The sequence below is a fragment of the Acinetobacter sp. YH12136 genome (assembly GCF_013418545.1).
Lineage (GTDB): Bacteria > Pseudomonadota > Gammaproteobacteria > Pseudomonadales > Moraxellaceae > Acinetobacter > Acinetobacter towneri.
In genome coordinates, this window is record NZ_VPBV01000003.1 from 121,388 (window position 1) to 144,777 (window position 23,390).

The following is a 23,390-nucleotide window of genomic DNA, read 5'->3' on the forward strand; positions in this document are numbered from 1 at the left end:
TGATCAAATGATCATGTGTTTTATATATGATGCTTATCGGGTACATTTTTTGTTGTTTGCGCTGCAATTTAAGCTAGAATTAAATAGAAGAAAATAACAGCCTTGTTATGGCATTTCCAAAACTTGACTCTCTTTCACTGACACTTTTCGCAGCTTGGATGCGTTTATGCTGACTCATTTAACACTGATTAACTTTGCCCTTGCCGACCACTTAGCACTGGATATTGAAACAGGTTTTAACGTTCTAACAGGGGAAACAGGTGCCGGTAAATCCTTACTATTAGATGCACTCTCTGCCTGTTTAGGTGAACGTACCGATACCAATTATGTACGTTTTGGCTCAGATAAAGCCGATGTGACTGCGAGTTTCAGTTATCAGAACAATAGCCCTGAAGCACAATGGCTAAAAGAACATGAATTAGATGATGAGTCTGGTGAAATCCATTTACGTCGGGTAATTTTTGCCACAGGGCGCAGCAAAGCATGGATTAATGGACGCCCAAGCAGTTTGTCAGAGCTGAAAGAAATTGGACGCTTGCTAGTACAGCTATATAGCCAGCACAGCCAACAACAATTGTTGGAACCGCCTTATCCAAAGCACTGGCTTGATCGTTATTATAATTTTTATACCCCTGCCCAAGCAGTACGTGATGCTTATAGTACCTGGCAAAAAAATATCCGACAGCATCAGGCGGCGCTGGATGCACAGGCAACTCGCAAGCAGCGCATCGAAACTCTAAACTTACAGCTCGAAGAACTCGAAGAACTGGTACAAATCGATTATAAGGAGATTGAACAAGAGTTTGATCGCCTAAGCCATCATGAACATATCATGCAGGATTGCAGTTATAGCTTAAATGCCTTAGACGAAGCCGAGCAAAACATCACTCAGGAAATTGCTTCGATTATTCGCCGCTTGGAATCGCATGCGGGGCGCAGTGAGCAATTATCGGAAATTTATAATTCATTGTTAAATGCGCAAAGTGAATTAGATGATGCGACAGCCAATTTACGTCAGTTTATTGATCGTCAAAGCTTTGATCCAGAGCGCATGGAAGAACTGAATCAGAAGCTGGAAGTTTTTCATCGTTTGGCACGTAAATACCGCACTCAGCCTGAATTACTGAAACAAGAGTTCGATACTTGGCAAGCCGAACTCACGGCTTTACATGAACTGGAAGATCCTGAAACTTTGGCAGAACAAGTAGAAGTGGCACATCAGGACTTCTTAGCCAAAGCACAACATTTAGATGATATCCGTCGTGAAGCAGCTGCACCGCTCGCTAAACAACTAACCGAGCAAGTTAAACAATTGGCACTGCCTGAGGCACATTTTGAATTTAAATTTGAACCTTTAGAACAAGTTTCTGCGGAAGGGTTAAGTTTTATTCAATTATTGTTTACCGCCAACAAAGGTATTCCTGCACAGCCATTGGCACGCGTGGCTTCTGGTGGTGAATTATCGCGGATTGCCTTGGTTATGCAAGTCATGAATGCCGAAAAAACCGAAGCCGAAGTCTTGGTTTTTGATGAAATTGATGTCGGGATTAGTGGTGGTACCGCAGAAATTGTGGGGCGCTTACTCGCAGGTTTGGCGCAACACGTTCAAATTTTATGTATTACCCACCAAGCACAAGTGGCAGCACAGTCTGATCAACACCTTTTAGTGAAAAAGCGTCAGACCGACCCTGCCAGCAGCACCATTGTTGAATTAGAAGAAGATGCGCGTATTTTAGAATTGGCACGCATGACAGGCGGCGTTGAAATTAATGACACCACCCTGCAACACGCCAAACAATTACGCCAATTGAAGTTTCAACAGGCTTAAAAACCAACGCTGTCACAAAAAGAGCTTGGTGAAATCACAAAGCTCAAGTAACGTGTATCCTAAAGGAATAGGTTTTTCTAGAAGCAACTGTTTTTAAGGAGAATTGCTTAGGTGACTAAACAATATCTGACGCATCGCTGTCTCATAGCCCCGCCCGATATGAATGATGAGTTTTTTGCAAACACCGTCATCTATTTGGCACGTCATGATGAAGACGGTGCGCAAGGCATTATTATCAACCGTCCATCGGGTATCCAAATCAAAGAATTACTCAATGATTTAGATATAGACGCAGATAATGTGCATCCTCACGAAGTTCTACAAGGTGGTCCATTACGACCTGAGGCAGGTTTTGTTTTACACACAGGGCAGCCAACTTGGCATTCATCTATCGCTGTTGGTGAAAATGTCTGTATCACCACCTCTAAAGATATTTTAGATGCGATTGCCCACAACGAAGGCGTTGGACGTTACCAAATTGCCTTGGGCTATGCCAGTTGGGGCAAACAGCAACTGGAACAAGAAATTGCCCGTGGCGATTGGCTCATTTGTGAATCGGACATGGACTTGATTTTCAATTTACCTTATGACGACCGTTGGGATGCCGCTTATCGTAAAATGGGCGTAGATCCAACATGGTTATCTTCCGAGATTGGTCATGCCTGAAACAACACAAGCCCAAACCATTATGGCATTTGACTTCGGTACGCAAAAAATGGGCATGGCTGTGGGGCAGGCACTAATTGAAAGTGCGACCCCACTCGCCCTCTTCCCCATGAAAGATGGCATTCCACAATGGGAAAACTTGCTGAAAATCATCAAGCAACATCAGCCACAATTATTTCTAGTGGGCTTACCTTTAAATATGGATGATAGCGAGTCGGAACTGTCTACCCGTGCACGTAAGTTTGCCAGACGCTTACGCCATCAAAGCAATATCAACACCCTAATGGTCGATGAACGCCTAACCACACGTGAAGCACGTGATGAGCTTGATCATTATCAAGCCCAAGGGCGTGGCAAAAAGCTCGCAGCCGACAGTCTTGCCGCAGCACTATTGATTGAAAGCTGGTATCGTGAGCCTCACGGCATTCAGCCTTAAATCCTGTTTCTGAATAGATAACAACGACAAACGAAAGAATTGGGATATTGATCGTTAGAATGCCTAAGATCATCTTTAAAAAGTCTATTGGTCTGGCGATTTTTTGATATAAAGTGACACCATCCTTTTGGTGTGAATGGGTAAATCCGCATGGCACTGTCTAGCTTTGGCAAGATTCTCACAGTCTTAGACTTATTTTCAACCGCACGTCCTGTCATTAATGTAGATACCATTAGTGAGGAACTTGGTTTATCTAAGCCTACCAGTTACCGCTATTTAAAAGAGTTGGTTTCAGCAGAGTTGTTGCAGCGCATGAGTGGCACATCGGGAGATTACACCCTTGGGCCAAAAATTGCGGTATTGGATTTTATCTCTCGCACGACCGATCCATTGGTCACCATCAGTATTCCGTTTATGAAAAAAATTGCGGAACGTACTGAATTTTGCTGTTTGCTGACCCAACTCAATCAAGATTCCTGCATTGATGTGCATCACGAAATCTTTAAAGATACGCCTTTGCTGTCTTATGGTCGCGGCTGCCCACGTCCTGTTTATGTCGGCTCATCGCCAAAAATTATTATGGCACATCTGCCTAAAGCTAAAATTTTAGACTATTACCAACGTTTTTCTAACGAATTGGCACAAGTCAATTTTGCACAAGATGAAGATGACTTTTTGCAGCAAATGCGCAAAATCAAAAAACAAGGCTATTATTTTTCTAACGGCGAACTCGATGCAGAAATTGCAGGCTTATCTGTACCGATTCGTTTTTCATCTAAAGATGCACCTTATGCATTGACGCTGCTGGCATCTAAAAACCGTTTTGAATTTGTCAATTTGCAAAAACTGATTGAAATTTTGCAGGACAATGCAGAACAAATTGAAAAACAGGTGGAAGTACTGAATACCAGTTTTAGTATAGAACTCACTTAAAGATTTAGGTTGTTGATACCTTAAAGCACTGAATTTAAATACAATTAAAATTTATTCCTGAATAAGGATTTAGAGTGCTAAATCAAGTTTTATTCAATAGCCGTGTGAAAATAGCGAAAGGTCAGATTAATTCTGGGTTGTATAATTTTATTGGACTTCATTAAGGCATGTTTCCAATAGTGTTGTGTCGTGCCACGCATGACCAACAACTGACCGCTGTGCAACAGTAGCTCAACCTTGTTGGCGCGGTGTTTATGCTGAAAACAAAATTTACGGGTTGCCCCCAAACTCAAAGATGCAATGACAGCGTGTCTGCCTAAATTCGGCTCATCATCACTGTGCCAACCCAAGCCCTGCGTACCATCTTGATATAAATTGGCCAAACATGAATTAAAGGGATGCCCGACCCATTGTTCAATTTGCTGTTTCAATCGCCACAAAGCAGGCTGCCATAGCAGTGCCTGCTTAACTGCTCCCGAATAACGATATTGATACTGCTCATCGCCATACCATACCACTTGGCGCTGTGTCCGATAATACTGACCAAAGAGCAGACCTTCATCAGGCTGCCATGCCAAATGTTGCAGAAAATACTGCAAATAACGCTCACTATGCTCCGCACTCAGCACCAAACCATAGTCCTGCACAATGCCGTCATAAGGCAGTACGTTGTCACAACGCTCAGGTGCAAACAATTCTAGATTCATGGTCATTCCTATGCTGAATAGCTTATTGTTTAATCTAAAACAAGGATCAGGACTGCTCACAAAATGACACAGCTTTTTGGCTTGTGAGTCGTGAAGTTCATCCTTAGACTTAAAATCATCGTTCTTATAACAATAATAGCTTATGAATTTATGGCATTTATTTCAAAAATTGCGTCCCTTCGTTCGACCTTATCAGCTCTTGGTGATTGCTACCTTAGTTTTAACGCTCATCGGCTCATTAACAGCTCAAGTCAATGCACTAACTTTACAATACGCTGTTGACCGTATTAACGCCTTAATTGAGGCAGGACAAGGTCTGTCTGCAGGCTGGCACATTTTAATCACCATTTCAGCCATTTTGCTGGGTAAAGAAATCATCAATGCCTTTGTGCAGTTTGGACAGAAGTTTTATGGTGAAAAACTACGCATTTTTGTGTCACAAGATTTGGCACAGGGCATTATTGAGAAATTTTTGCGTTATCGACTGGCCTTTTTTAATCAGGACAACAACCAAGCAGGTAAATTACAAACACGTATAGATCGTGGCATTGGTTCGCTCACCCGCTTAGTGCAAATTTTCTTTATTGATATTTTGCCACTCTTTACCAGTGCAATTGTGGCTTTGGGCTTAATGTATTATGCCAATTTTTATGTGGGCTTGATCGCGACACTCATTGTGCCTATTTATTTTTGGCTGACCTATCAGCAGGCACAAAAACTAGGAAGCTGGCGACGTAATTTACGTGATGGACGTGAGAAAAAAAGCCAAGGGATTCTCAGCATCATCAACTCAATTACCGTGATTAAATCATTTAACAGAGAAAGCATCGAAGCAGAAAAACAACTCACCCTGCAGAAAAAACTGACCCACAATCAAATGCAGACCCGCCAAACCAGTTTTTTATTTGATGGTTTAAAAAGCTTTATTGAACAAATTGGCGTGGTGCTGATTATTATTTTAACTGCTTATTTTGTGTTAGATAGACAAATGAGCATCGGCATGATCATGTATCACGTGTTGCTGTTTGGCAATGTTTCTGCCCCAATTCGCTCATTGCATCGTATTTATGATGAAGTCAATGATGCAATGATCTATTCAGAAAGCTTCTTTCAAATTTTGGAAGCCGAGCATGAAATTGAGCCAAGTGGTACGCTTAAACCAGTTATTCGAGGGCAGTTTGATCTGCAACAGGTAAACTTTTTTTATCCGAATGGACATCATGCACTCAAAGACATTCAAATGCAGATTCAGCCCAATAAAATTACCGCATTGGTGGGATTGTCGGGAGCAGGAAAATCTACCCTGATCAGTTTATTAGATAAATTCTATGAACCACAACAGGGAACAATTCAGCTCGATGGGATTGATATTAACCACATCGACACTCAATATTTGCGTGACCATATCGGCTTGGTTTTGCAAAAAAATCATATTTTCCAAGGCTCTATTTTTGAAAATATTCGTTATGGCAAAACTGATGCAAGCTTGGAAGATGTGATTCTGGCAGCCCAAAAAGCCTCTATTCACGAACAAATTTTGCAATTGCCTCAGGCTTATGACGCAGATGCCCTCATGCTTTCAGGCGGTCAACAACAACGGATTGCCCTTGCACGTATGTTCCTGAAAAATCCACCTATTATTTTTTTAGATGAACCGACTGCTAGTCTGGATGCCATTGCAACCGAACAAATCAAACAAAGCCTCGATGAAATTAAACAAGGGCGTACGGTCATCATCATTTCACATAGCTTATCGCAAATTATTGATGCCGATTACACCTATGTCATGAAAGATGGCAGGATTGCGGAACATGGCGAACATGATGCGCTTTATCATCAAAATGGGGTTTATAAAGAAATTTTTGATGCGATGGCAAAAAGTTTAAATATTGAAAAAATTGCCAAAACTTATGAGGATGATGCCGAGGAAGAAACCCATAGTTAATCAAAAAGTGCTTCAATCAGAAGCACTTTTTAATGAAGAATCACGATATTTAAGGTTGTTTCAAATATGGCCATGCCGCTTTTAAATAAATAAACATCGACCAAAGCGTTAGAATTACAGCAGTATAGAGCAACAAATAAGCCACCATTTCCAATGGTTGCCAGTTCAATAAGAACACTGAAATCGCAATCATTTGGAATGCTGTTTTATATTTCCCCACTGTAGACACCGCCACACTGGTACGTGCGCCGAGTTCAGCCATCCACTCTCGTAAGGCAGATACGGTAATTTCACGGGAAATAATTACAATCGCGGCAAAAGCCATAGAAATAGTCGGTTGCCATTGCACTAAAACAATCAATGCCGCAGCGACCATAAGTTTATCGGCCACAGGGTCTAAAAAGCGCCCAAATGCAGAGGTCTGATTCAAAGTACGTGCCAAATAGCCATCAAACCAGTCGGTCACAGCAGCAATCACAAAAATAGACGTCAAAATAATATGACGCGTCATGCCACCATCATAACCATTTACGCCCATTGCAGGCGGCCAATACGCCACCAACAAAAAAACAGGAATCAAGGCGATTCGAGCCAAAGTTAATATATTTGGAATGTTCAGGATACGACCTGTTGTCATAGACACCGCCAATGTTTCCCCTCTTTACGCTGCATATTCACAAGTTTTTTGAGGATTTGTCATCGTGAATAGGCTTCACTTTATACGAAATGCTAGTAGGTGTCACTAGGCAAACACGGTGATGGTCTGTCGGGCAATCGCTATTAGCCGATCCTGATCATCCCATAAGTGCGCATATTCTGTGGCATAACCACCGCTAGCATGATCGGTAAAAACTTTATATTTCATCCAATCTTGCAGCTGATTTTGCAAAGGATTGACATAGGTCACATGCCAAGTCAGTGAACTGGCAGGAGCGAGCTGCTCAAACATCGGCAGTACTCCAGGCGGCCACATATCAAAAGCCACCATCAAATCGGCAATGGTCATGGCACGATTCGTATGCTGTTTTGGGTTAAAACGCATCCAGCCTGCAAAATCAGGTTTATGACTAGCAGTAAACGGATATTGTCCTTCAGACCAAACCAAATCCATCTGCTGAAAACATTCAGGTGCTAAAGGATGATGCTGTGTAACAGGCAATTCCGTTGCAGGTGGAAAATTGGGCGCAGTACGTTCTTGTTGCACCACAATGCTGGATTCACGTGCCGCACCAAAACTGGCAATTAAAATGCTTTGTACTGCATCATCCTGCCATAAACGAACTTCGACACTGGTCACAGATTTGCCTTCACGCAGAATTTCCGCCGTGAGCCGTGCCCGACCTTGTTGCACAGGTCCGACAAACGTGACACTGCTGCTTAGCAAGCGCTTTTTCGGATCGGCAATACAAAGCTGGGCTTTTTGCATCATCAAACCTGCCACCAATCCACCATAAATAGTGCGCCCCTGTAACCACCCAAGCGGGATGTCTATCCATTCTTGCTCGGCAATGGCTTGATAGGTCTGTAGCAACGACATAGCTTTTCCTTAAACAATGTTGTGGTTGATATTACAGGGTTTCGATCTGATGTGAATGTTCAATGACGACAGAGTCAATGCACTTTTTTGCTATTTACCTTTGTAGAAAATACTGCTTTTTATGCAGTAAATAGGGTCTGTTGACAATTCGTCTATGTTTGCGACGTGAGAGATATATCTCGCAAGATTTTTAGCTAATATAAGGCATGAGGCAGGAAATTTAGTCATTCATGCAGCACTTTATAAATCGTACGCGCCATTACTTCACCCAGTCCGGGTACTAAAGTCAACTCTTTTTCAGAAGCTTTCAGGACACCTTGTATGCCACCAAAATGGGTGAGTAAATCACGACGACGTTTTGGCCCTAAGCCCGGAATCACTTCAAGTATTGATGAGCCACGTTTTTTATCGCGCTTGGCACGGTGCTTGGTAATTGCAAATCGGTGTGCTTCATCACGTACCTGCTGAATCAAATGCAGCGCCTTATGATCTTCAGGCAGCTGAATTTTGCTGCCATCGGTAAAATGTAGCGTTTCTAGACCAGGTTTGCGTCCTTCGCCTTTGGACACCCCAATCATAAAGGCATCCAATCCTAACTCCTGCATGACCTCCATCGCCATATTCAACTGCCCTTTACCGCCATCAATCAGCAATAAATCGGGCAGCATGGCTTTTTTATAACGGCGCGTTAAAGCTTGGCGCATGGCAGCATAGTCATCTCCAGCCTGAATATCCTGAATTGAAAATTGTCGATAATCACGTTTGCGAATACCACCACTGTCAAATACCACGCAAGATGCCACAGTGTCTTCGCCCATAGTGTGCGAAATATCAAAACATTCAATCCGATCAATCGGGCGTCCAACCACTTGCTCTAACTGATGAAAACGCTCATTTAATTCAAAGTGATTGGCGAGTTTACCTTTAATGGCATGCTGCACATTCATTTGTGCCAATTCTTGCCACTCGGCACGGGTTTCACGCACTTTATGTTTAATTTGAATTTTTTTATCGAAGTGTTGCTGTAAGGCTTGTTCCAACTCTTTGCAATCTACCACTTCCACATTAACAATCAATTCCGCTGGAATTTCATCGGCCACCTGAAAGTAAAAGTTGGCAATAAAATCGGCCAACATTTGCCCCAAATCATCGCCCAACATATCAGGAAAATAGCTTTTACCGCCCAGCATTTTGCCATTGCGCACATGCATAATTTGCACACAGGTCACACCTGCCTGATAAGCAATTGCGATAATATCGGCTTCGCCTTTGAGTTTATAAATGGCTTGCTGTGCCTGCACATCACGCAACAAAGCCATACGGTCACGGTAAAAGACTGCTTTTTCAAATTCCAACGCTTCGGCTGCAGCTTCCATTTTGGCAATCAATTGCTGATTCAGTTCTTTACTATCGCCCTGTAAAAATCGAATCGAATTATTAACATCTTCTTTATATTCTTCGGGCGAAATCAATCCTACACACGGTGCCGAACAGCGTTTGATCTGATATTGCAAACACGGACGCTGCCGTTGAGCAAAATAACTGTTTTCACACTGCCGCACATTAAACAGTTTTTGTAACACCACCAAAGTATCGCGGGCATTGTACGCACTCGGATAAGGCCCAAAAAACTTGCCTATCTGATGCTTGCCTTTGCCGCGTCCACTGGCAATACGCGGATAAGGCTGATCTGCCGACACAAAAATATAAACATAGGACTTATCATCGCGCAGCATAATATTGTACGGTGGACGATGCAGCTTAATCAGATTTTGTTCAAGCAATAACGCTTCAGTTTCGGAACGCACCACCAAAGTTTCAATATCATAAATACGCGCCACTAAAGCCTGCGTTTTAGGATGCTCGATGGTTTTGACAAAATAACTCGACACTCGGTTTTTTAAGTTTTTTGCTTTGCCGACATATAATAATTCCCCGTCTTTACCCAACATACGGTAAACCCCTGGCAATTGGGTCATATTTGCCAAAATTTTCTCGATATGCTCACTTGCGTTTGGGTTCACGAGTCATCCTATTGTTGCTGCATTCTTTACATGATGTGCTGCTTTGTCTGATTTTTTCAAGCTTTATCCTGTGGCATATCGCATGATCTATCCACTAAAACGATCAGCTCAGTGCTAAAAACGATCAGTCGGCAACACAAGATTTGCTATGCTCAGGCATCTTGTCAGCAGAAGGAAAGTGCAGGATGACGACCGCACCACACGGCATACCGACCATTCAATCCGCAACGTCCCAGCCGATCAGTACACATCAGTATGTATCCGCCAAAGACCGTTTGATTGGCAAGCCGCGCTTTCATTTTGAACCTACACAAGTCATGCAATTGTTACGTCAACGGATTATTGGACAAGATGCAGCGCTGAATGAAATCGAAAAAATGCTGTATGTGGTCAAGGCCGATTTCTCCAGCACAGAGCGACCACTTTCAGTGACTTTAATGCTTGGCCCGACAGGTGTTGGCAAGACCGAAACGGTGCGCCTGATTGCCGAAGCCATTTATGGTCGCCCCGATGCCTTCTGCCGCATTGATATGAATACCTTGGCGCAGGAACACTATGCGGCTGCACTCACAGGCGCGCCTCCTGGCTATGTCGGCTCTAAAGAAGGCCATAGTTTATTTGATGAAACTGCGATTGCAGGTTCGCACACCCGCCCAGGCATTATGCTGTTTGATGAACTGGAAAAAGCCTCAAGCGAAGTGATACGTGGCTTAATGAATGTGCTAGATACAGGCAAACTGACCCTGACTGCAGGCACCAAAACCATCGACTTTCGCAATTGCATGATTTTTATGACCAGCAATGTGGGTACTCAAGCCGCACAACAATACTTAGATAAATTGAATCTGTTGCCGCAAAAAGTACAACAACTGTGCTTAAAACGCATGCCCACACAACGGATCATTGAAAAAGTCATGCAGCGTAAATTTGACCCTGAATTTTTAAATCGGATTGACCGTAGTTTGCATTATCAAGCGGTATCTGCTGATGCCCTGCCGCAATTGGTTGAAATTGAATTGGAAAAGTTAAACCATCGCCTGCAGCATCAACAGCGCCAAGTCGAACTCACTGCAGCAGCTAAAGCCTATTTTTATCAGGGGCATGATATTCGTTACGGCGCGCGGCATTTGGGGCGTAAAATTCGTACTGAACTTGAACCCATTTTAGCTTTATATTTTTTAAAGTATCCTGAAAAATCGGAAATATGTGTAGATTGCAGTGCAAATCAATTGCACCTCAAAATAGAATAAGCCCGCGACTTATGCTGCGTGAATCTTGAGAATGCCACTCTGCTCATCCTCAAAGTTTTGATGCTTATTTTTGCTTAAAAAGCCTAGGGTCTGTTGACAATTCGTCTATGTTTGCGACGATGCATATTTTTTAGCTGATATAAGGCATGAGGCAGGAAATTTAGTCATTCTAAATGACTGACTCATAACGCAATAGCAGCAAAAAATATGCTCGTCCTGAAAGGCTGTGGCTAAAACTTTCTCAGATTGCGTTATGAAACTTGGCAATAGTCTCGCTATTCCCTGCGTTTCATGCCTGATCTGCTCAGTTTTAGCCTACAGCGCAAGCCATTTATGAAATGTCAACAGACCCTAGGGATTAGTCGGTAATTTCCATTCCCAAGGCTTGACTAAATTTGGTCTGATCTTTAGGTGAAACCAATACAAATTTTGGCTGCCCCGCTAGAAGATAATCAATTTTTAAACGCTTCAGCGACAAAGCAGGTGACGCTACCGAATTATTGGTTTTAGATATTTTTTGAATACTGTCGCGCGGAATATCCCATTTTAAAAACATGCAACGGATCTGCAAGCGTTCTGCATCAACCTGATAACGCGTATTGAACACAGGCCACCACAACACAAAAATGGTAATGAAATACACCCCTGTGTGCACAGGAAATGCTGGCATCGTGCCTTTGGCGTACATGGTCAGCAATAACTGAATCAATAGACCAGACATACAAATCACAAAAGCCAAAACCCACCAATCTTTTTTAGAACGAAACGTTTGCATAAAAATTCCCCTATTTGCTTCATTCTATACATAAAAATAGGCGGGAATTAAAGTGCGTTGCTGAAATTGCTCAAAAATGTCATAAAAAACGCCCCGAAAGGCGTTGCGATACTTTAAAACACATAAGGGCGAATAAAAATTAAGAAGAAAATCCCGAGCATTAAAAACCATTTTAAGAAATAGTACACACGACTATTTTTAGCTTTTAAAGCCTTGGCTTTTAAACGCACTTGATAGACATAGCCAAAGACTTTATTTAAGCCACCCGTCTGATCGCCTGCTTCATTCGGAGAGCTTGCTGCGGTCATCACATTTTTGCCAAACCAGTGATTAAACTTTTGCATCCAGAGTGATTTTAACGGACGCTCGACATCGGCAAAGAAAATAATACGGTTTTGAGAAGTGCCATTTTCAGCATAGTGAATATAGGTTTCATCAAACACCACACTTTCACCATCACGCCATGAATAACGCTCCCCATCGACATCAATAAAACAACGGTCATCATTTGGTGTCATCAATCCCAAGTGGTAACGCAATGAACCTGCGTACGGGTCGCGATGACGCACTAAACGACTGTCGGGCGCAAGTTCAGTAAACATCGCCGCCTTAATGCTAGGCAAAGTTTTTAATAATGCTGTGGTTTTTGGACATAATTCTGCGGCAGATGGATGCGCGGAGTCATACCATTTTAAGTAAAAACGCTTCCAGCCTGTTTTAAAGAATGAGTTAAATCCCAAATCATCGTAGCTACTTGAAGCTTTAATACCACCCTGTTCATACAAAGCTTTGGCTTCATCACGAATCATTTCCCAATTGTCATCCAAAACCTTTAAATCTTGAAAGTGCTGGGTGTCGATATAAGGTTGATTCGGCACTTTAGAAAATAAGTACATTAAATAGTTGATCGGTGCGAGAATGGTCAAAAAACTGACGATAAAAACTATGACGCACCTTGCCGCGCTGTTGAATATACAACGCTGAAGCGATAAAAATCGCCAAAATAACCCACTTCAACATAGAACAACCCAAATTGCTGAAAACAGCTGAAATTCAAAAATGGCGCATATTCTACTCAATTTCAGCGCATGAGGTCATAGCAGAAAATAGAACACAGCATTGCAAGTCGCTGTCCAAACCTATCGACTTCATGCTTTAAAACTTATCATCAAAACAAGGGATTGACTTTTCTGTCCCAAACAACCCACTGATAACATCTATTTATCAAGCTTTTCTAAATCGAAAATGCAATACAACCTGATTAAAAATAAAAGAGAAAACAATCACTTTCATCTTTCTTTAAACATAGGATTTTAAAATCGGGTCAAAAAGCAATTCCGAGCTATGAGAAAAATCATGACCCTTGCGTCACGGCTTGATACAACTTGCTATATTTTTTTTCGATATAGTTATCGTAAGATTAGCGAGGCATATATGTGTGCAGGACTATCGCACACGCTTCATAACATCAACTTAGAAGTCCTCCAAAATAAAGGAGATCAGGCATGATCCACGCTGGCAATGCCATTACCGTCCAAATGCTTTCGGACGGAATTGCAGAATTCCGCTTTGACTTACAAGGTGAGTCGGTCAACAAATTTAACCGTGCAACGATTGAAGACTTTAAAGCTGCGATTGAGGCTGTTAAAGCAAACAATGAAGTGAAAGGTTTAATCGTCACTTCTGCGAAATCAACCTTTATCGTGGGTGCAGACATCACCGAATTTGGCGCAAACTTCGCTCAAGGCGAACAAGCCATTGTGGATTGGGCATTGCCTGTTCACGACATCTTCAATGCTTTTGAAGATTTAGAAATTCCTAAAGTTGCTGCAATCAATGGTATGGCATTGGGCGGCGGCTTTGAAATGTGTTTGGTATGTGACTACCGTGTCATGTCAGACCAAGCACAGGTGGGCTTACCAGAAATCAAACTCGGTATTTTCCCAGGCTTTGGTGGTACGGTTCGTTTAAGCCGTGTGATTGGTATCGACAATGCGGTTGAATGGATGGCAATGGCTGCGCCGAAAAAGCCAGCTGCTGCGCTCAAAGACGGTGCTGTTGATGCAGTTGTTGCTGCAGACAAACTACAAGACGCTGCAATTGACCTTGTAAAACAAGCGATTGCTGGCCGTGTAGACTGGAAAGCAAAACGTCAAGAAAAATTAGATCCTGTTAAATTGAACATGCTTGAACAAATGATGGCATTCAATACAGCGAAAGGTGCAGTTCTTGCAAAAGCAAATCCTGCTCAATACCCAGCGCCAAAACTTCTTCTAGACTCATTACAAGCAGGTGCAAGCTTGCCACGTAACGATGCACTCAAAGCAGAAGCTGAAGGCTTTGCCAAAGCTGCAGTAACGCCACAAGCAGGCGCGTTGATTGGCTTGTTCATCAACGACCAAGTGGTGAAAAAAACCTCGAAAAAATATGAAAAAGGTGCGCATCCTGTTAACCAAGCGGCTGTACTCGGCGCGGGTATCATGGGTGGCGGTATTGCTTACCAAGCGGCAAGCAAAGGCACACCAATTATCATGAAAGACATTGGCAACCCACAATTGGCATTGGGGATGTCTGAAGCAAACAAATTGCTGACCAAGCAAGTTGAACGTAAAAAAATGACACCTGCCAAAATGGGTGAAACTTTGGCACGTATCCGCCCAACTTTAAGCTATGACGAGTTTAAAGAAGTAGATATCGTGATTGAAGCCGTGACTGAAAATCCGAAAGTCAAAGGTATTGTGTTGGCTGAAACTGAAAAATCAGTACGTGAAAACACCATTATCGCGTCAAACACATCAACCATTTCGATTACACGTTTGGCAGAAAACCTCCAACGCCCAGAAAACTTTGTCGGCATGCACTTCTTTAACCCAGTGCACATGATGCCGTTAGTGGAAGTGATTCGTGGTGAAAAAACTTCACCTGAAGCGATTGCAACCACTGTAGTGCTTGCTCAGAAAATGGGTAAAACGCCAATCGTAGTGAACGACTGCCCAGGCTTCTTGGTGAACCGCGTATTGTTCCCTTACTTTGGTGCATTCGACTTATTACTGAAAGATGGCGCAGACTTCCAGCAAGTTGACAAAGTCATGGAAAAATTCGGCTGGCCAATGGGCCCTGCTTACCTGATGGACGTTGTCGGTATCGACACGGGCGTTCACGGTGCAGAAGTCATGGCAGAAGGTTTCCCAGACCGTATGAAGCCAGACTATAAAGGCTCAATCCAAGTCATGTACGAAAACAAACGTCTAGGTCAAAAAAATGACGTTGGTTTCTACAAATATGAATTGGATCGTAAAGGCAAAAAAGCCAAAGTGGTCGACCCAACTGCGTATGAGCTTGTAGCATCTGTCGCAACATCTGAAAAACGCGAATTTGATGCACAAGAAATCATTGACCGTATGATGCTTGCGTTCTGTAACGAAACTGTACGTTGCTTAGAAGACAACATCGTGGCGACACCATCTGAAGCAGATATGGCGATGATTATGGGCGTAGGTTTCCCTCCATTCCGTGGTGGTCCATGCCGTTACATCGACCAAACAGGTGTTGCTGAATATGTTGCGCTTTGCGACAAGTATGCACACTTAGGAAAAGCTTATGAAGCGCCACAAATGTTGCGTGACATGGCTGCTAACAACAAAAAATTCTACGGTTAAGGAGCAACGTGAATGGCTACTTTAAATCCACGTGACGTTGTCATCGTTGATGGCGTACGTTCTGCAATGGGTAAAACCAAAAACGGTATGTTCCGCAATGTACGTGCTGACAGTCTATCGGCTGAATTGGTTCGTGCTTTAGTTGCTCGTAACCAGTTTGATGTCAACGAAGTTGAAGATGTGATCTGGGGCTGTGTTAACCAAACCCTAGAACAAGGTATGAACATTGGTCGTAATATTGCTTTATTGGCTGATCTTCCAAAAACAGTAGCGGGTCAAACTGTAAACCGTCTGTGTGGTTCTTCAATGCAAGCGATCCACACCGCTGCGGCACAAATTGCAACCAATCAGGGTGATATTTTCATCATTGGTGGTGTAGAGCACATGGGCCACGTGGGCATGATGCACGGTATCGACATCAACCCTGCTGCATCGAAGCACTATGCCAAAGCCTCAAACATGATGGGCTTAACTGCTGAAATGTTGGGTCGCATGAACGGTATTTCTCGTGAAGAGCAAGATGCCTTTGGTGTGGAATCACACCGTCGTGCATGGGCTGCAACGCAAGAAGGCCGTTTTAAAAACGAAATCATTGGCATTGAAGGTCATGATGCAAACGGCTTTAAACAACTATGCGACATCGACGAAGTGATTCGTCCAGATGCTAACCTTGAAGCATTCCAAGCTTTACGTCCTGTATTTGATCCGAAAGGCGGTACCGTAACTGCGGCGACATCTTCAGCATTGTCTGATGGTGCTTCTGCTATGTTGCTTATGTCTGCTGAACGTGCACAAGCATTAGGTTTGAAACCACGTGCGGTGATTCGCTCTATGGCCGTTGCAGGCTGTGATGCAGCAATCATGGGTTATGGTCCTGTACCTGCAACACAAAAAGCGCTTAAACGTGCTGGCTTGTCAATTGCAGACATTCAAACCTTTGAATTGAACGAAGCGTTTGCTGCACAAGGTTTGTCTGTTCTTAAAGGCTTAGGCATTTATGATCAGCAAGATCGTGTGAACTTGAACGGTGGTGCAATTGCACTCGGTCACCCATTGGGTTGTTCAGGTGCGCGTATCACAACCACATTGCTGAACGTGATGGAACAACAAGATACCCAAATCGGTCTTGCGACCATGTGTATCGGTCTTGGTCAAGGTATCGCGACAATTATTGAGCGTGTGTAAAAAGTCTTCGTAAGAAAAAAATCCTCGCATCATGCGGGGATTTTTTATTTTGTTGTTTTGAACTGTTCTGATTTTTAAATTTTATTCTTTTGCATTGTTATCTTGAAATGTAAATCACTGATCGGTTGTGATTCACCTATATAACTTAAACCAACAACTCTCCCATCAACCAGGTCATATAGCGTTCTTTGTCCATAAAATCTGGGGCGCTGCCTGTATCCAAGCAGTAATATTGCTGATTAAATTCAATCACAATTTGTTCAGTCTGATGCCAATCTTCAACCAAACGAAAGTGCTGATTAAAGAAGTAACGGTTCTTGCCCCAATTATTTAAATTTTCGAGTTTCGGGTAGTTCTTATTTTCTAGAAATTGCAAATACAGTTGTTGAATATCATCAAAGACTTGAATGTTGTTCATATCGGACCTGCCTAGCTGAGCCATTAAATCAACAGCTACAGTTTAGGCAAGAGATTTGAACGATAGATGACATTCTTTTGACAATTTGATGTAAGGATTTGCTAGGCCTTATAACTTGCTTTCCAGTGCACGCTGATGCTGCTGACTGATCTCTTGCATTTGCGTATTGAGTTGCACCATCTCTTGATATACGGTATTAAATTCTTTCAAGGCTGCATCTTCATAAAACATAAAGGTATTGTTTTTGAGCTCCCATTTGTTGTTTTTTAAAATTGCAAACAACACATACGCCTTACCCAAATTTTTCTTTTCCAATTCAAATAATGTGTAACCTTGGTCATTATGGCGGCTTTCCAATAAAGATTCTGCTAAATGACGGCGCAAATTATGATTGATTTCAAGATTCTCTATTTGCTCTAGAGCCATCGCTTCATGCTGTTCTAAATGCTCCTGATACAACTCCACCATAGCACGTACTTGTGCCAGCATGGCTTCGGTGTCGGCATAGTCCTGTTTTTTATCTGCAGCAAGTCGTTGAGGATCTAAAAACTGATCCCAATTCAAGGCTTTTAATTCACGTAAATAGCTATTGCGCGCTTCGGCACTTTGCACCATGTGACTCAAGACAAAACTCGCCATAATTTGATAGTCTCCATCTAAACGATTATCTTTTAAGTCAATTTGAATCGGCTTAGACCAATCCTGTGCCTGTACAAAAATTTGTTCGGCTTTTTCATAAATCACATTTTGATAAGCATGCAATTGAGTGACTTGTTTTTGCTGCTGTTGATATTGATAAAACATCCCGCCAAAAATCAGCAGCGTTGCACATCCTATAATTAGCACTATACGTCGCATGCGTGCCCTCTTATTTTTTAGTATTTGCAATATCTTAGCGTGAAGCCTGTCACATTTGTATAGCATTTTATGCTTATTTTCTAATGCAGCCATTAGAATATAGTGAAATAAATCAATTCATTTATGCCTTTATATGATTCTGTATCCATGACGCTATTTGATCAGATGCTCAAAAATAAGTTTAGCATCGCTTTATGCTTTAAATTTTATGTAACATCCCCATCTTAGTAAAAAACAGAATTTGAGATTGTTCATGCGCGTTGATATTTGGTCAGATATTGTTTGCCCGTTTTGCTATATCGGCAAAAAACGTTTAGAGGCTGCTGCTGAAGAAGCAGGTGTAGAATTAGAAGTGCATTGGCACAGTTTTGAACTTGATCCAGATGCGCCACCGCGTCAGGAAGTGTCCAATTCAGAGCGTTTGGCACAAAAATATGGGCGCAGCCTTGCCGAAGTAGAAGACATGCAGCGTAATATTGCCGAAATGGCAAAAGCTGAAGGCATTGACTTTCAATGGGAAAATGCCAACTCTGGCAATACCTTTAATGCCCATCGTTTGGTGCATTTGGCGCAAAGTAAAGGCTTGGGCAGCGAAGCCAAAGAAGCTTTTTTCTATAGCTATATGACTCAAGGTTTGGCAATTGGCGAGCGTGAAACACTAGAAGATGTTGCATCACGTATTGGGCTGAACCCTGTAGAAGTGGATGATGTTTTGGATTCTGACGAATATGCCGACTTTGTAAAATTTGACCAAGAAGTTGCACGTGAACAATTAAACGTCACTGGCGTACCGTTCTTCGTATTTGATCAGCGTATTGCTTTAGCAGGTGCGCAGCCACGCGAAGTTTTTGTGCAAGTTCTGCAAAAAGCCCTTGAAACAGCAAGCGAGCTAGAGCTTGAAGATGCAGCAAGCTGCGATGCAGAACAATGCGATGTATCTGAACCTAAAGCTTAAGATTGAAATACAGACAAGGCTGAATAGTGTTCTTCCGGCTGATTAGACGCACAAAAAAATCCCATTACGGGATTTTTTTGTGCTTTTAAAATGGGTCAAAGTTCCAGCTTTGCCCCGCAACCATGCTTCGGTTAGTTGTCATCTTACTATGCTTCGTTAATGAAGCGAGGTGTTATTCAACCAAGAAGCTGATTTTTAAATTGACCCGATACTCCGTGATTTGATTGTCTTTAACCACCACTTTTTGTTCGTTAATCCACGCCCCTTGGACATTTTTAATTGTTTCTGTCACTTTAGCGATTCCAGTCTGAATCGCGTCTTCAAAACTTTTTGTACTGCTTGAATTAACTTCAACTACTTTTGCAATTGCCATAATTTTCTCACTGTCCTTTATCGTTATTGGAATTCCATCATAGATTAAAAAAACCGCATTTTTAGACTGTTTAACCAATCACAGCCAAAACATTACATGATTTCACACTGTCAAAAACTGTCACCATTCACCCGCATTTCAGACTTATCTAAATACAAATTTTGCAGACATCTCAACCATTTAAGCCTACACAAAAAACTAGAGCTAAAACTCTAATATATTGTTTTATATTGCTATTTTTAAAATAATTGCCGAAATGATCATTTTGTAAATTTTAAACTTTGTTATGATTCATGTGAATTTTTTATTTCGTTTGATCTCCCTACGATGTCTATTCTTCTGCCTAGACATTAACACTTTGGATGGATATTCCCATGAATATGTTTAAATCTGTTTTGATGGTTTCACTTTTAGCAATTGCTGCAAATGTATCTGCTCAAATTGTGCATGTACCTGATTTTCCAACTCAAAAAGTGAATACAGAATCGGCTGCATCTGAAGCTGTTGTAAATGAACCAACTTCGCAAAAGGCAGCTTAAGTTACGCGTTTTATCCACTAATTTTAGCTGTATTAATCTCTCCCATTTCTCTCCCCAAACAGCAGTCTAAAGCAGACTGCTGTTTGTTTTTCTAATGCTAAATTTGCTTTAAATCGTCCATGCAACATCTAAAAACTGTGTTCTACCCAATTGCTAATACTTTTTTGGCACTGCGATTTAAATTTTTTTGATTATTTTTCATATAAAAAGCGCATTTTTTGTCAACAATGTCTAAAAAAGCACAAAAGCTGACAATTTTTAGCATGTATTTTTTAATTAAATCCATATAATTAAAGTGATTTTTTTTCATTGCTATAGCAGATGCCTATGCAACAACTTCAAGCACTTATACAAAGAAAAATTCCACCTCAAGCGATTGAGGTCAGCCATTTAATCGAATTAGCCAAACGCTATCCTCAACCACAATCGGCAGAATATAAATTGATTGATTTGGCTCTGAATATTGTCTTGGCAGATTATTTGGAAAAAGCACAACAACATATTTAAGTATGCATCAATGAATACACTAGAAAAATCACTGTTGATTAAAGAATTACGCGACTTAATTGATGCTTTAACGCATAAAAGACTCAGTCTGTATGAAACAGCCAAAGCCAAAGCACGCATTAAAGAAATTTTTATGCTGTGCGATAAACCGATTTTTCAAAAACAGTTGCTCACATTTAAAGCCTCACAAAATCCAATTCAAACTGCGGTAACTTTTGCAGAACAAAGTTTATATGCACAATCTTTTCGTGGCGTATTTACACAACTTGAAGCACTTGAAACAGCACTTTATCAACAGCCTGAAGCAGGTTGGGCGATTTTGTATCAACCGAGAGCAGGTTGGCAAATTTGGTTAATTCCTGCTGCAGACCGCACTGCTCTGCTAAGCGAATTTCAAGATTTAGAGCAGGTCTATCGCTGGATGTTGGAACAGCAGCAACAATATCACTGCCTTCAAACCGATGCAGAACTGAAACAAGCTGCAGTTCTAGAAGCTGCGCAAACTCAGCCAGTCTTTGTCACTGCAGACTTGGAAGAAAATAAAGCTGTAGATTCGCCAATTCAATTTGAATTCATTACAGACCACATCGCTACAGAAGAAGTTGCCTCGTCTGATACTCAAGTTGTGGACGTGGCTAAAGATGAACTTACAATTGAACCGACAGCAGACCAAACGATCATTTCCAACGCAATACTGAATACAACTCAGCCTGATGCAACGACAATAGATACTGCCCAGATGACGGCTGGCACGCAAAAACCAAGCGTCAACCCAGCTTATAATCTATTGTTAAGCCAATATAGTTGCCCCATTTCTGCGCTCAATCTTAGCCAAAATGAGTCAGCACAGTTGTATCGGGTCTTTTTGCCTGAAGCGCCAGAAGTCACGCAATATGCCGATGTATTGGTGCATTTGTCTGATCCCGAAGAAGATCAGCAACAGGTGTTGGCGCGTGCGGTATATTTGGCAGAACAAACCAATACGCAAGGACGCTTTATTAAATATGTGGTACTGCTTGGCGCATTAGATCAAATGCAAGCGATTCGTTTGACTCAAAACTTTTGCCAACAGTTTGAACATGAAATTGCAGCAATACGTGAAATTTCTTGGGAAAAATTACAAGAACATTTATTTGATTTCGATCAGCTTTTTCAATGCTATAGTCATGATGCTCAAATCGTGTGGCAGCAAGAGCATTATTTTCCTTTCATTCCAATACAGCACATTCAAACTACTAAGTTTATTCAGTTTGAAGAAAGTGAAGCACAGAGTCATACCCCTTTGATTTTACTGAAAGAACGACAAAAAATTCGTGTGATTCATGGTCAAAAGCGCTTACAACTGTCCCGTACTGAACAAGCTGTACCGCACATTTTATTAGATCGACAACAAGGTATTAGTTGGCAAATGATTCAAAAAGTCATCTCCCAATTACAGCAACCGATTGATGCTTTGCAGTTATGCCAAGCACTTCAAATGTATCAAGAAAAAGAGGTTTCTGCCTAAAAACTGCCGTTTATATTATGATTTTGTAGCCAAGTCTTGCTTTTATCTCATAGATTTTCAACACTAACAAAAATGGCTTAAAGATCAGTAAATAATGTCAAGAATAAAGCACACATCGCCTTTTATATTAAGCTGTCTCTTAAGTGGGGTCGCAGGCACCACTTTTGCACAAGAATCAACTCAAGCAGTGGATCAAGCCCATACGCCACTGCCACCTTATGAATTGCCTGTCGCTCCGCCAAGTGCAGCAGATAAAAACGGTTTTTATTACACGATTCCACGTTGGATTGATGCCACACCGACGGTGTTACCCGAACAATCCAATGAATCCATTGTACCTCCCACCGCAGAAACGGAACATTTAACTTGGTTCGATCAACGTCAAAAAAATATTCGCAATTGGGCAGATAAAACAGCACATAAACTGGATAACTGGTTTGGTGAACCAAGTCCTGAACAGCCTGCCTCAGCCACTTTGCGGGTTTTGGTCGATAGCAGTTGGGATAAGCATAATGAATATGAAGTCAAACCTCGTATTCGTGGCAAAATCAAACTACCTGCGCTTGAAAATAAACTCAGTGTGGTATTTGGTGATGACTCGCTCGATAACGAATTGCAAAATAACATTGCCATTACCAACGAAAACCCAGCGCATGACGCAGACAAAACCGTAGACAGCAAACGTAGCCGTGAAGACAACAGTTCTTTGGCATTACGTTGGTCAAACTTTGCCGATCGCCTGCCTTTTGAAACAGATGTCGATTTAGGGGTACGTTCTGGCGATGATATTTATCTGCGTTTAAAAGCCTCTAAAGACTGGACTTTGGAAAATGATTTCTCTTTTCATGCCGAACAAATTTACCGTTATGGCATCGACAGTGAAAATTATCTCAGAACTAACTTGGAGCTCACGCACGCCCGACCTAATCAGGCTTTCTTGTCTAATCAATTTAGCCTGACCTATGCCGATGAACAAGATGATGATTTGGTTTGGGACAACTACACCTTTAGACAACATCAATTCTTTGCAGGCAACCGCTTTAACTATGGTATTTATACAGGCGGTTATTATCACGATGATGACTTACGTTTAAATCGTTGGGGGCCATTTGTCTCCTGGCGTCAACCATTTTTACGTGAATGGTTCTTTATTCAGGGCGATGTCAATTATTTAAATGATGATCGCGCAGATCGTAATCATTATCTCGGTGCTTTAGTGCGTTTAGAAGCCATTTTCTAAACAGGTAACATCTACAATCAAGCCAAATTAAAAAACCAAGTCTTGCGA

General features: G+C 41.8%; 21 protein-coding genes and 1 pseudogene. 13 read left to right on the forward strand and 9 right to left on the reverse strand.

Features of this window, described 5'->3' with window-relative positions:
• The first annotated feature begins 166 nt into the window (after positions 1 to 166).
• The 4 genes from recN to FTU71_RS02620 all read left to right on the forward strand — a co-directional run bounded on the left by recN (position 167) and on the right by FTU71_RS02620 (position 3,863).
• The gene (gene recN / locus FTU71_RS02605) at positions 167 to 1,828 is read left to right on the forward strand and encodes a DNA repair protein RecN (RefSeq protein WP_180111240.1); all 1,662 of its coding nucleotides are present in this window, start codon (positions 167 to 169) and stop codon (positions 1,826 to 1,828) included.
• Between the two features lie 111 nt (positions 1,829 to 1,939).
• Positions 1,940 to 2,494, forward strand: a complete 555-nt coding sequence (locus FTU71_RS02610) for a YqgE/AlgH family protein (RefSeq protein WP_004975844.1) — start codon at positions 1,940 to 1,942, stop codon at positions 2,492 to 2,494.
• Complete coding sequence (gene ruvX / locus FTU71_RS02615; protein ID WP_104852952.1) at positions 2,487 to 2,930, forward strand: Holliday junction resolvase RuvX; 444 nt, start codon at positions 2,487 to 2,489, stop codon at positions 2,928 to 2,930. The genes FTU71_RS02610 and ruvX overlap by 8 nt, the downstream gene beginning before the upstream one ends.
• A 150-nt stretch (positions 2,931 to 3,080) precedes the next feature.
• A complete protein-coding gene (locus tag FTU71_RS02620; protein WP_004975841.1) occupies positions 3,081 to 3,863 on the forward strand; it encodes an IclR family transcriptional regulator in 783 nt (260 codons plus the stop codon).
• 89 nt (positions 3,864 to 3,952) lie between these two features.
• Here the strand turns inward: FTU71_RS02620 and FTU71_RS02625 are convergent, their stop codons facing one another.
• A complete protein-coding gene (locus FTU71_RS02625) occupies positions 3,953 to 4,570 on the reverse strand; it encodes an alpha-ketoglutarate-dependent dioxygenase AlkB (protein ID WP_004975838.1) in 618 nt (205 codons plus the stop codon).
• A 142-nt stretch (positions 4,571 to 4,712) separates the two neighbouring features.
• On the opposite strand from FTU71_RS02625, the gene FTU71_RS02630 reads away from it, so the two are divergent.
• Complete coding sequence (locus FTU71_RS02630; RefSeq protein ID WP_180111242.1) at positions 4,713 to 6,515, forward strand: ABC transporter ATP-binding protein; 1,803 nt, start codon at positions 4,713 to 4,715, stop codon at positions 6,513 to 6,515.
• 49 nt (positions 6,516 to 6,564) lie between these two features.
• On the opposite strand, the gene pgsA is transcribed toward FTU71_RS02630, so the two are convergent.
• The 3 genes from pgsA to uvrC all read right to left on the reverse strand — a co-directional run bounded on the left by pgsA (position 6,565) and on the right by uvrC (position 10,076).
• Positions 6,565 to 7,152 (reverse strand): CDP-diacylglycerol--glycerol-3-phosphate 3-phosphatidyltransferase, encoded by a 588-nt coding sequence (pgsA, locus tag FTU71_RS02635; protein ID WP_004975835.1) that lies wholly within the window; start codon positions 7,150 to 7,152, stop codon positions 6,565 to 6,567.
• A gap of 105 nt (positions 7,153 to 7,257) precedes the next feature.
• Positions 7,258 to 8,052 (reverse strand): thioesterase family protein, encoded by a 795-nt coding sequence (locus FTU71_RS02640; RefSeq protein WP_096901351.1) that lies wholly within the window; start codon positions 8,050 to 8,052, stop codon positions 7,258 to 7,260.
• Between the two features lie 224 nt (positions 8,053 to 8,276).
• On the reverse strand, positions 8,277 to 10,076 hold the full coding sequence (uvrC, locus tag FTU71_RS02645; RefSeq protein ID WP_180111244.1) for an excinuclease ABC subunit UvrC: 1,800 nt from the start codon (positions 10,074 to 10,076) through the stop codon (positions 8,277 to 8,279).
• Positions 10,077 to 10,261: 185 nt separating this feature from the next.
• Here uvrC and FTU71_RS02650 point away from each other — a divergent pair, with 185 nt between their 5' ends.
• Entirely contained in the window at positions 10,262 to 11,326 is a 1,065-nt protein-coding gene (locus tag FTU71_RS02650; RefSeq protein WP_004975830.1) for an AAA family ATPase, read from the forward strand.
• A gap of 358 nt (positions 11,327 to 11,684) precedes the next feature.
• On the opposite strand, the gene FTU71_RS02655 is transcribed toward FTU71_RS02650, so the two are convergent.
• A complete protein-coding gene (locus tag FTU71_RS02655; RefSeq protein ID WP_131260939.1) occupies positions 11,685 to 12,101 on the reverse strand; it encodes a PH domain-containing protein in 417 nt (138 codons plus the stop codon).
• 113 nt (positions 12,102 to 12,214) lie between these two features.
• Positions 12,215 to 13,121, reverse strand: a pseudogene (gene lpxO / locus FTU71_RS02660) (lipid A hydroxylase LpxO).
• Positions 13,122 to 13,606: 485 nt separating this feature from the next.
• Between lpxO and fadB the strand changes: the two are divergent.
• Both fadB and fadA read left to right on the forward strand, forming a co-directional pair.
• On the forward strand, positions 13,607 to 15,760 hold the full coding sequence (fadB, locus tag FTU71_RS02665; protein ID WP_180111251.1) for a fatty acid oxidation complex subunit alpha FadB: 2,154 nt from the start codon (positions 13,607 to 13,609) through the stop codon (positions 15,758 to 15,760).
• Between the two features lie 12 nt (positions 15,761 to 15,772).
• Entirely contained in the window at positions 15,773 to 16,945 is a 1,173-nt protein-coding gene (gene fadA, locus FTU71_RS02670) for an acetyl-CoA C-acyltransferase FadA (protein ID WP_004975824.1), read from the forward strand.
• 145 nt (positions 16,946 to 17,090) lie between these two features.
• Here fadA and FTU71_RS02675 read toward each other — a convergent pair whose 3' ends face one another.
• On the reverse strand, positions 17,091 to 17,363 hold the full coding sequence (locus FTU71_RS02675) for a hypothetical protein (RefSeq protein ID WP_070155466.1): 273 nt from the start codon (positions 17,361 to 17,363) through the stop codon (positions 17,091 to 17,093).
• Positions 17,364 to 17,471: 108 nt separating this feature from the next.
• Complete coding sequence (locus FTU71_RS02680; protein ID WP_180111253.1) at positions 17,472 to 18,221, reverse strand: hypothetical protein; 750 nt, start codon at positions 18,219 to 18,221, stop codon at positions 17,472 to 17,474.
• Between the two features lie 253 nt (positions 18,222 to 18,474).
• Here FTU71_RS02680 and FTU71_RS02685 point away from each other — a divergent pair, with 253 nt between their 5' ends.
• Entirely contained in the window at positions 18,475 to 19,176 is a 702-nt protein-coding gene (locus tag FTU71_RS02685; RefSeq protein WP_004975810.1) for a DsbA family protein, read from the forward strand.
• Positions 19,177 to 19,348: 172 nt separating this feature from the next.
• On the opposite strand, the gene FTU71_RS02690 is transcribed toward FTU71_RS02685, so the two are convergent.
• Complete coding sequence (locus FTU71_RS02690) at positions 19,349 to 19,549, reverse strand: dodecin family protein (RefSeq protein ID WP_004975809.1); 201 nt, start codon at positions 19,547 to 19,549, stop codon at positions 19,349 to 19,351.
• A 374-nt stretch (positions 19,550 to 19,923) separates the two neighbouring features.
• Here FTU71_RS02690 and FTU71_RS02695 point away from each other — a divergent pair, with 374 nt between their 5' ends.
• From FTU71_RS02695 to FTU71_RS02710, 4 genes are all read left to right on the forward strand, one after another.
• Positions 19,924 to 20,088 carry a hypothetical protein gene (locus FTU71_RS02695; protein WP_019836107.1) on the forward strand — a complete coding sequence of 55 codons (165 nt, stop codon included), beginning with the start codon at positions 19,924 to 19,926 and terminating at the stop codon, positions 20,086 to 20,088.
• Positions 20,089 to 20,415: 327 nt separating this feature from the next.
• Positions 20,416 to 20,595 carry a hypothetical protein gene (locus FTU71_RS02700; protein ID WP_180111256.1) on the forward strand — a complete coding sequence of 60 codons (180 nt, stop codon included), beginning with the start codon at positions 20,416 to 20,418 and terminating at the stop codon, positions 20,593 to 20,595.
• Between the two features lie 10 nt (positions 20,596 to 20,605).
• Positions 20,606 to 22,102 carry a hypothetical protein gene (locus tag FTU71_RS02705; RefSeq protein ID WP_180111258.1) on the forward strand — a complete coding sequence of 499 codons (1,497 nt, stop codon included), beginning with the start codon at positions 20,606 to 20,608 and terminating at the stop codon, positions 22,100 to 22,102.
• A gap of 94 nt (positions 22,103 to 22,196) precedes the next feature.
• A complete protein-coding gene (locus tag FTU71_RS02710) occupies positions 22,197 to 23,342 on the forward strand; it encodes a hypothetical protein (RefSeq protein ID WP_096902322.1) in 1,146 nt (381 codons plus the stop codon).
• The last annotated feature ends 48 nt before the right edge of the window (positions 23,343 to 23,390 follow it).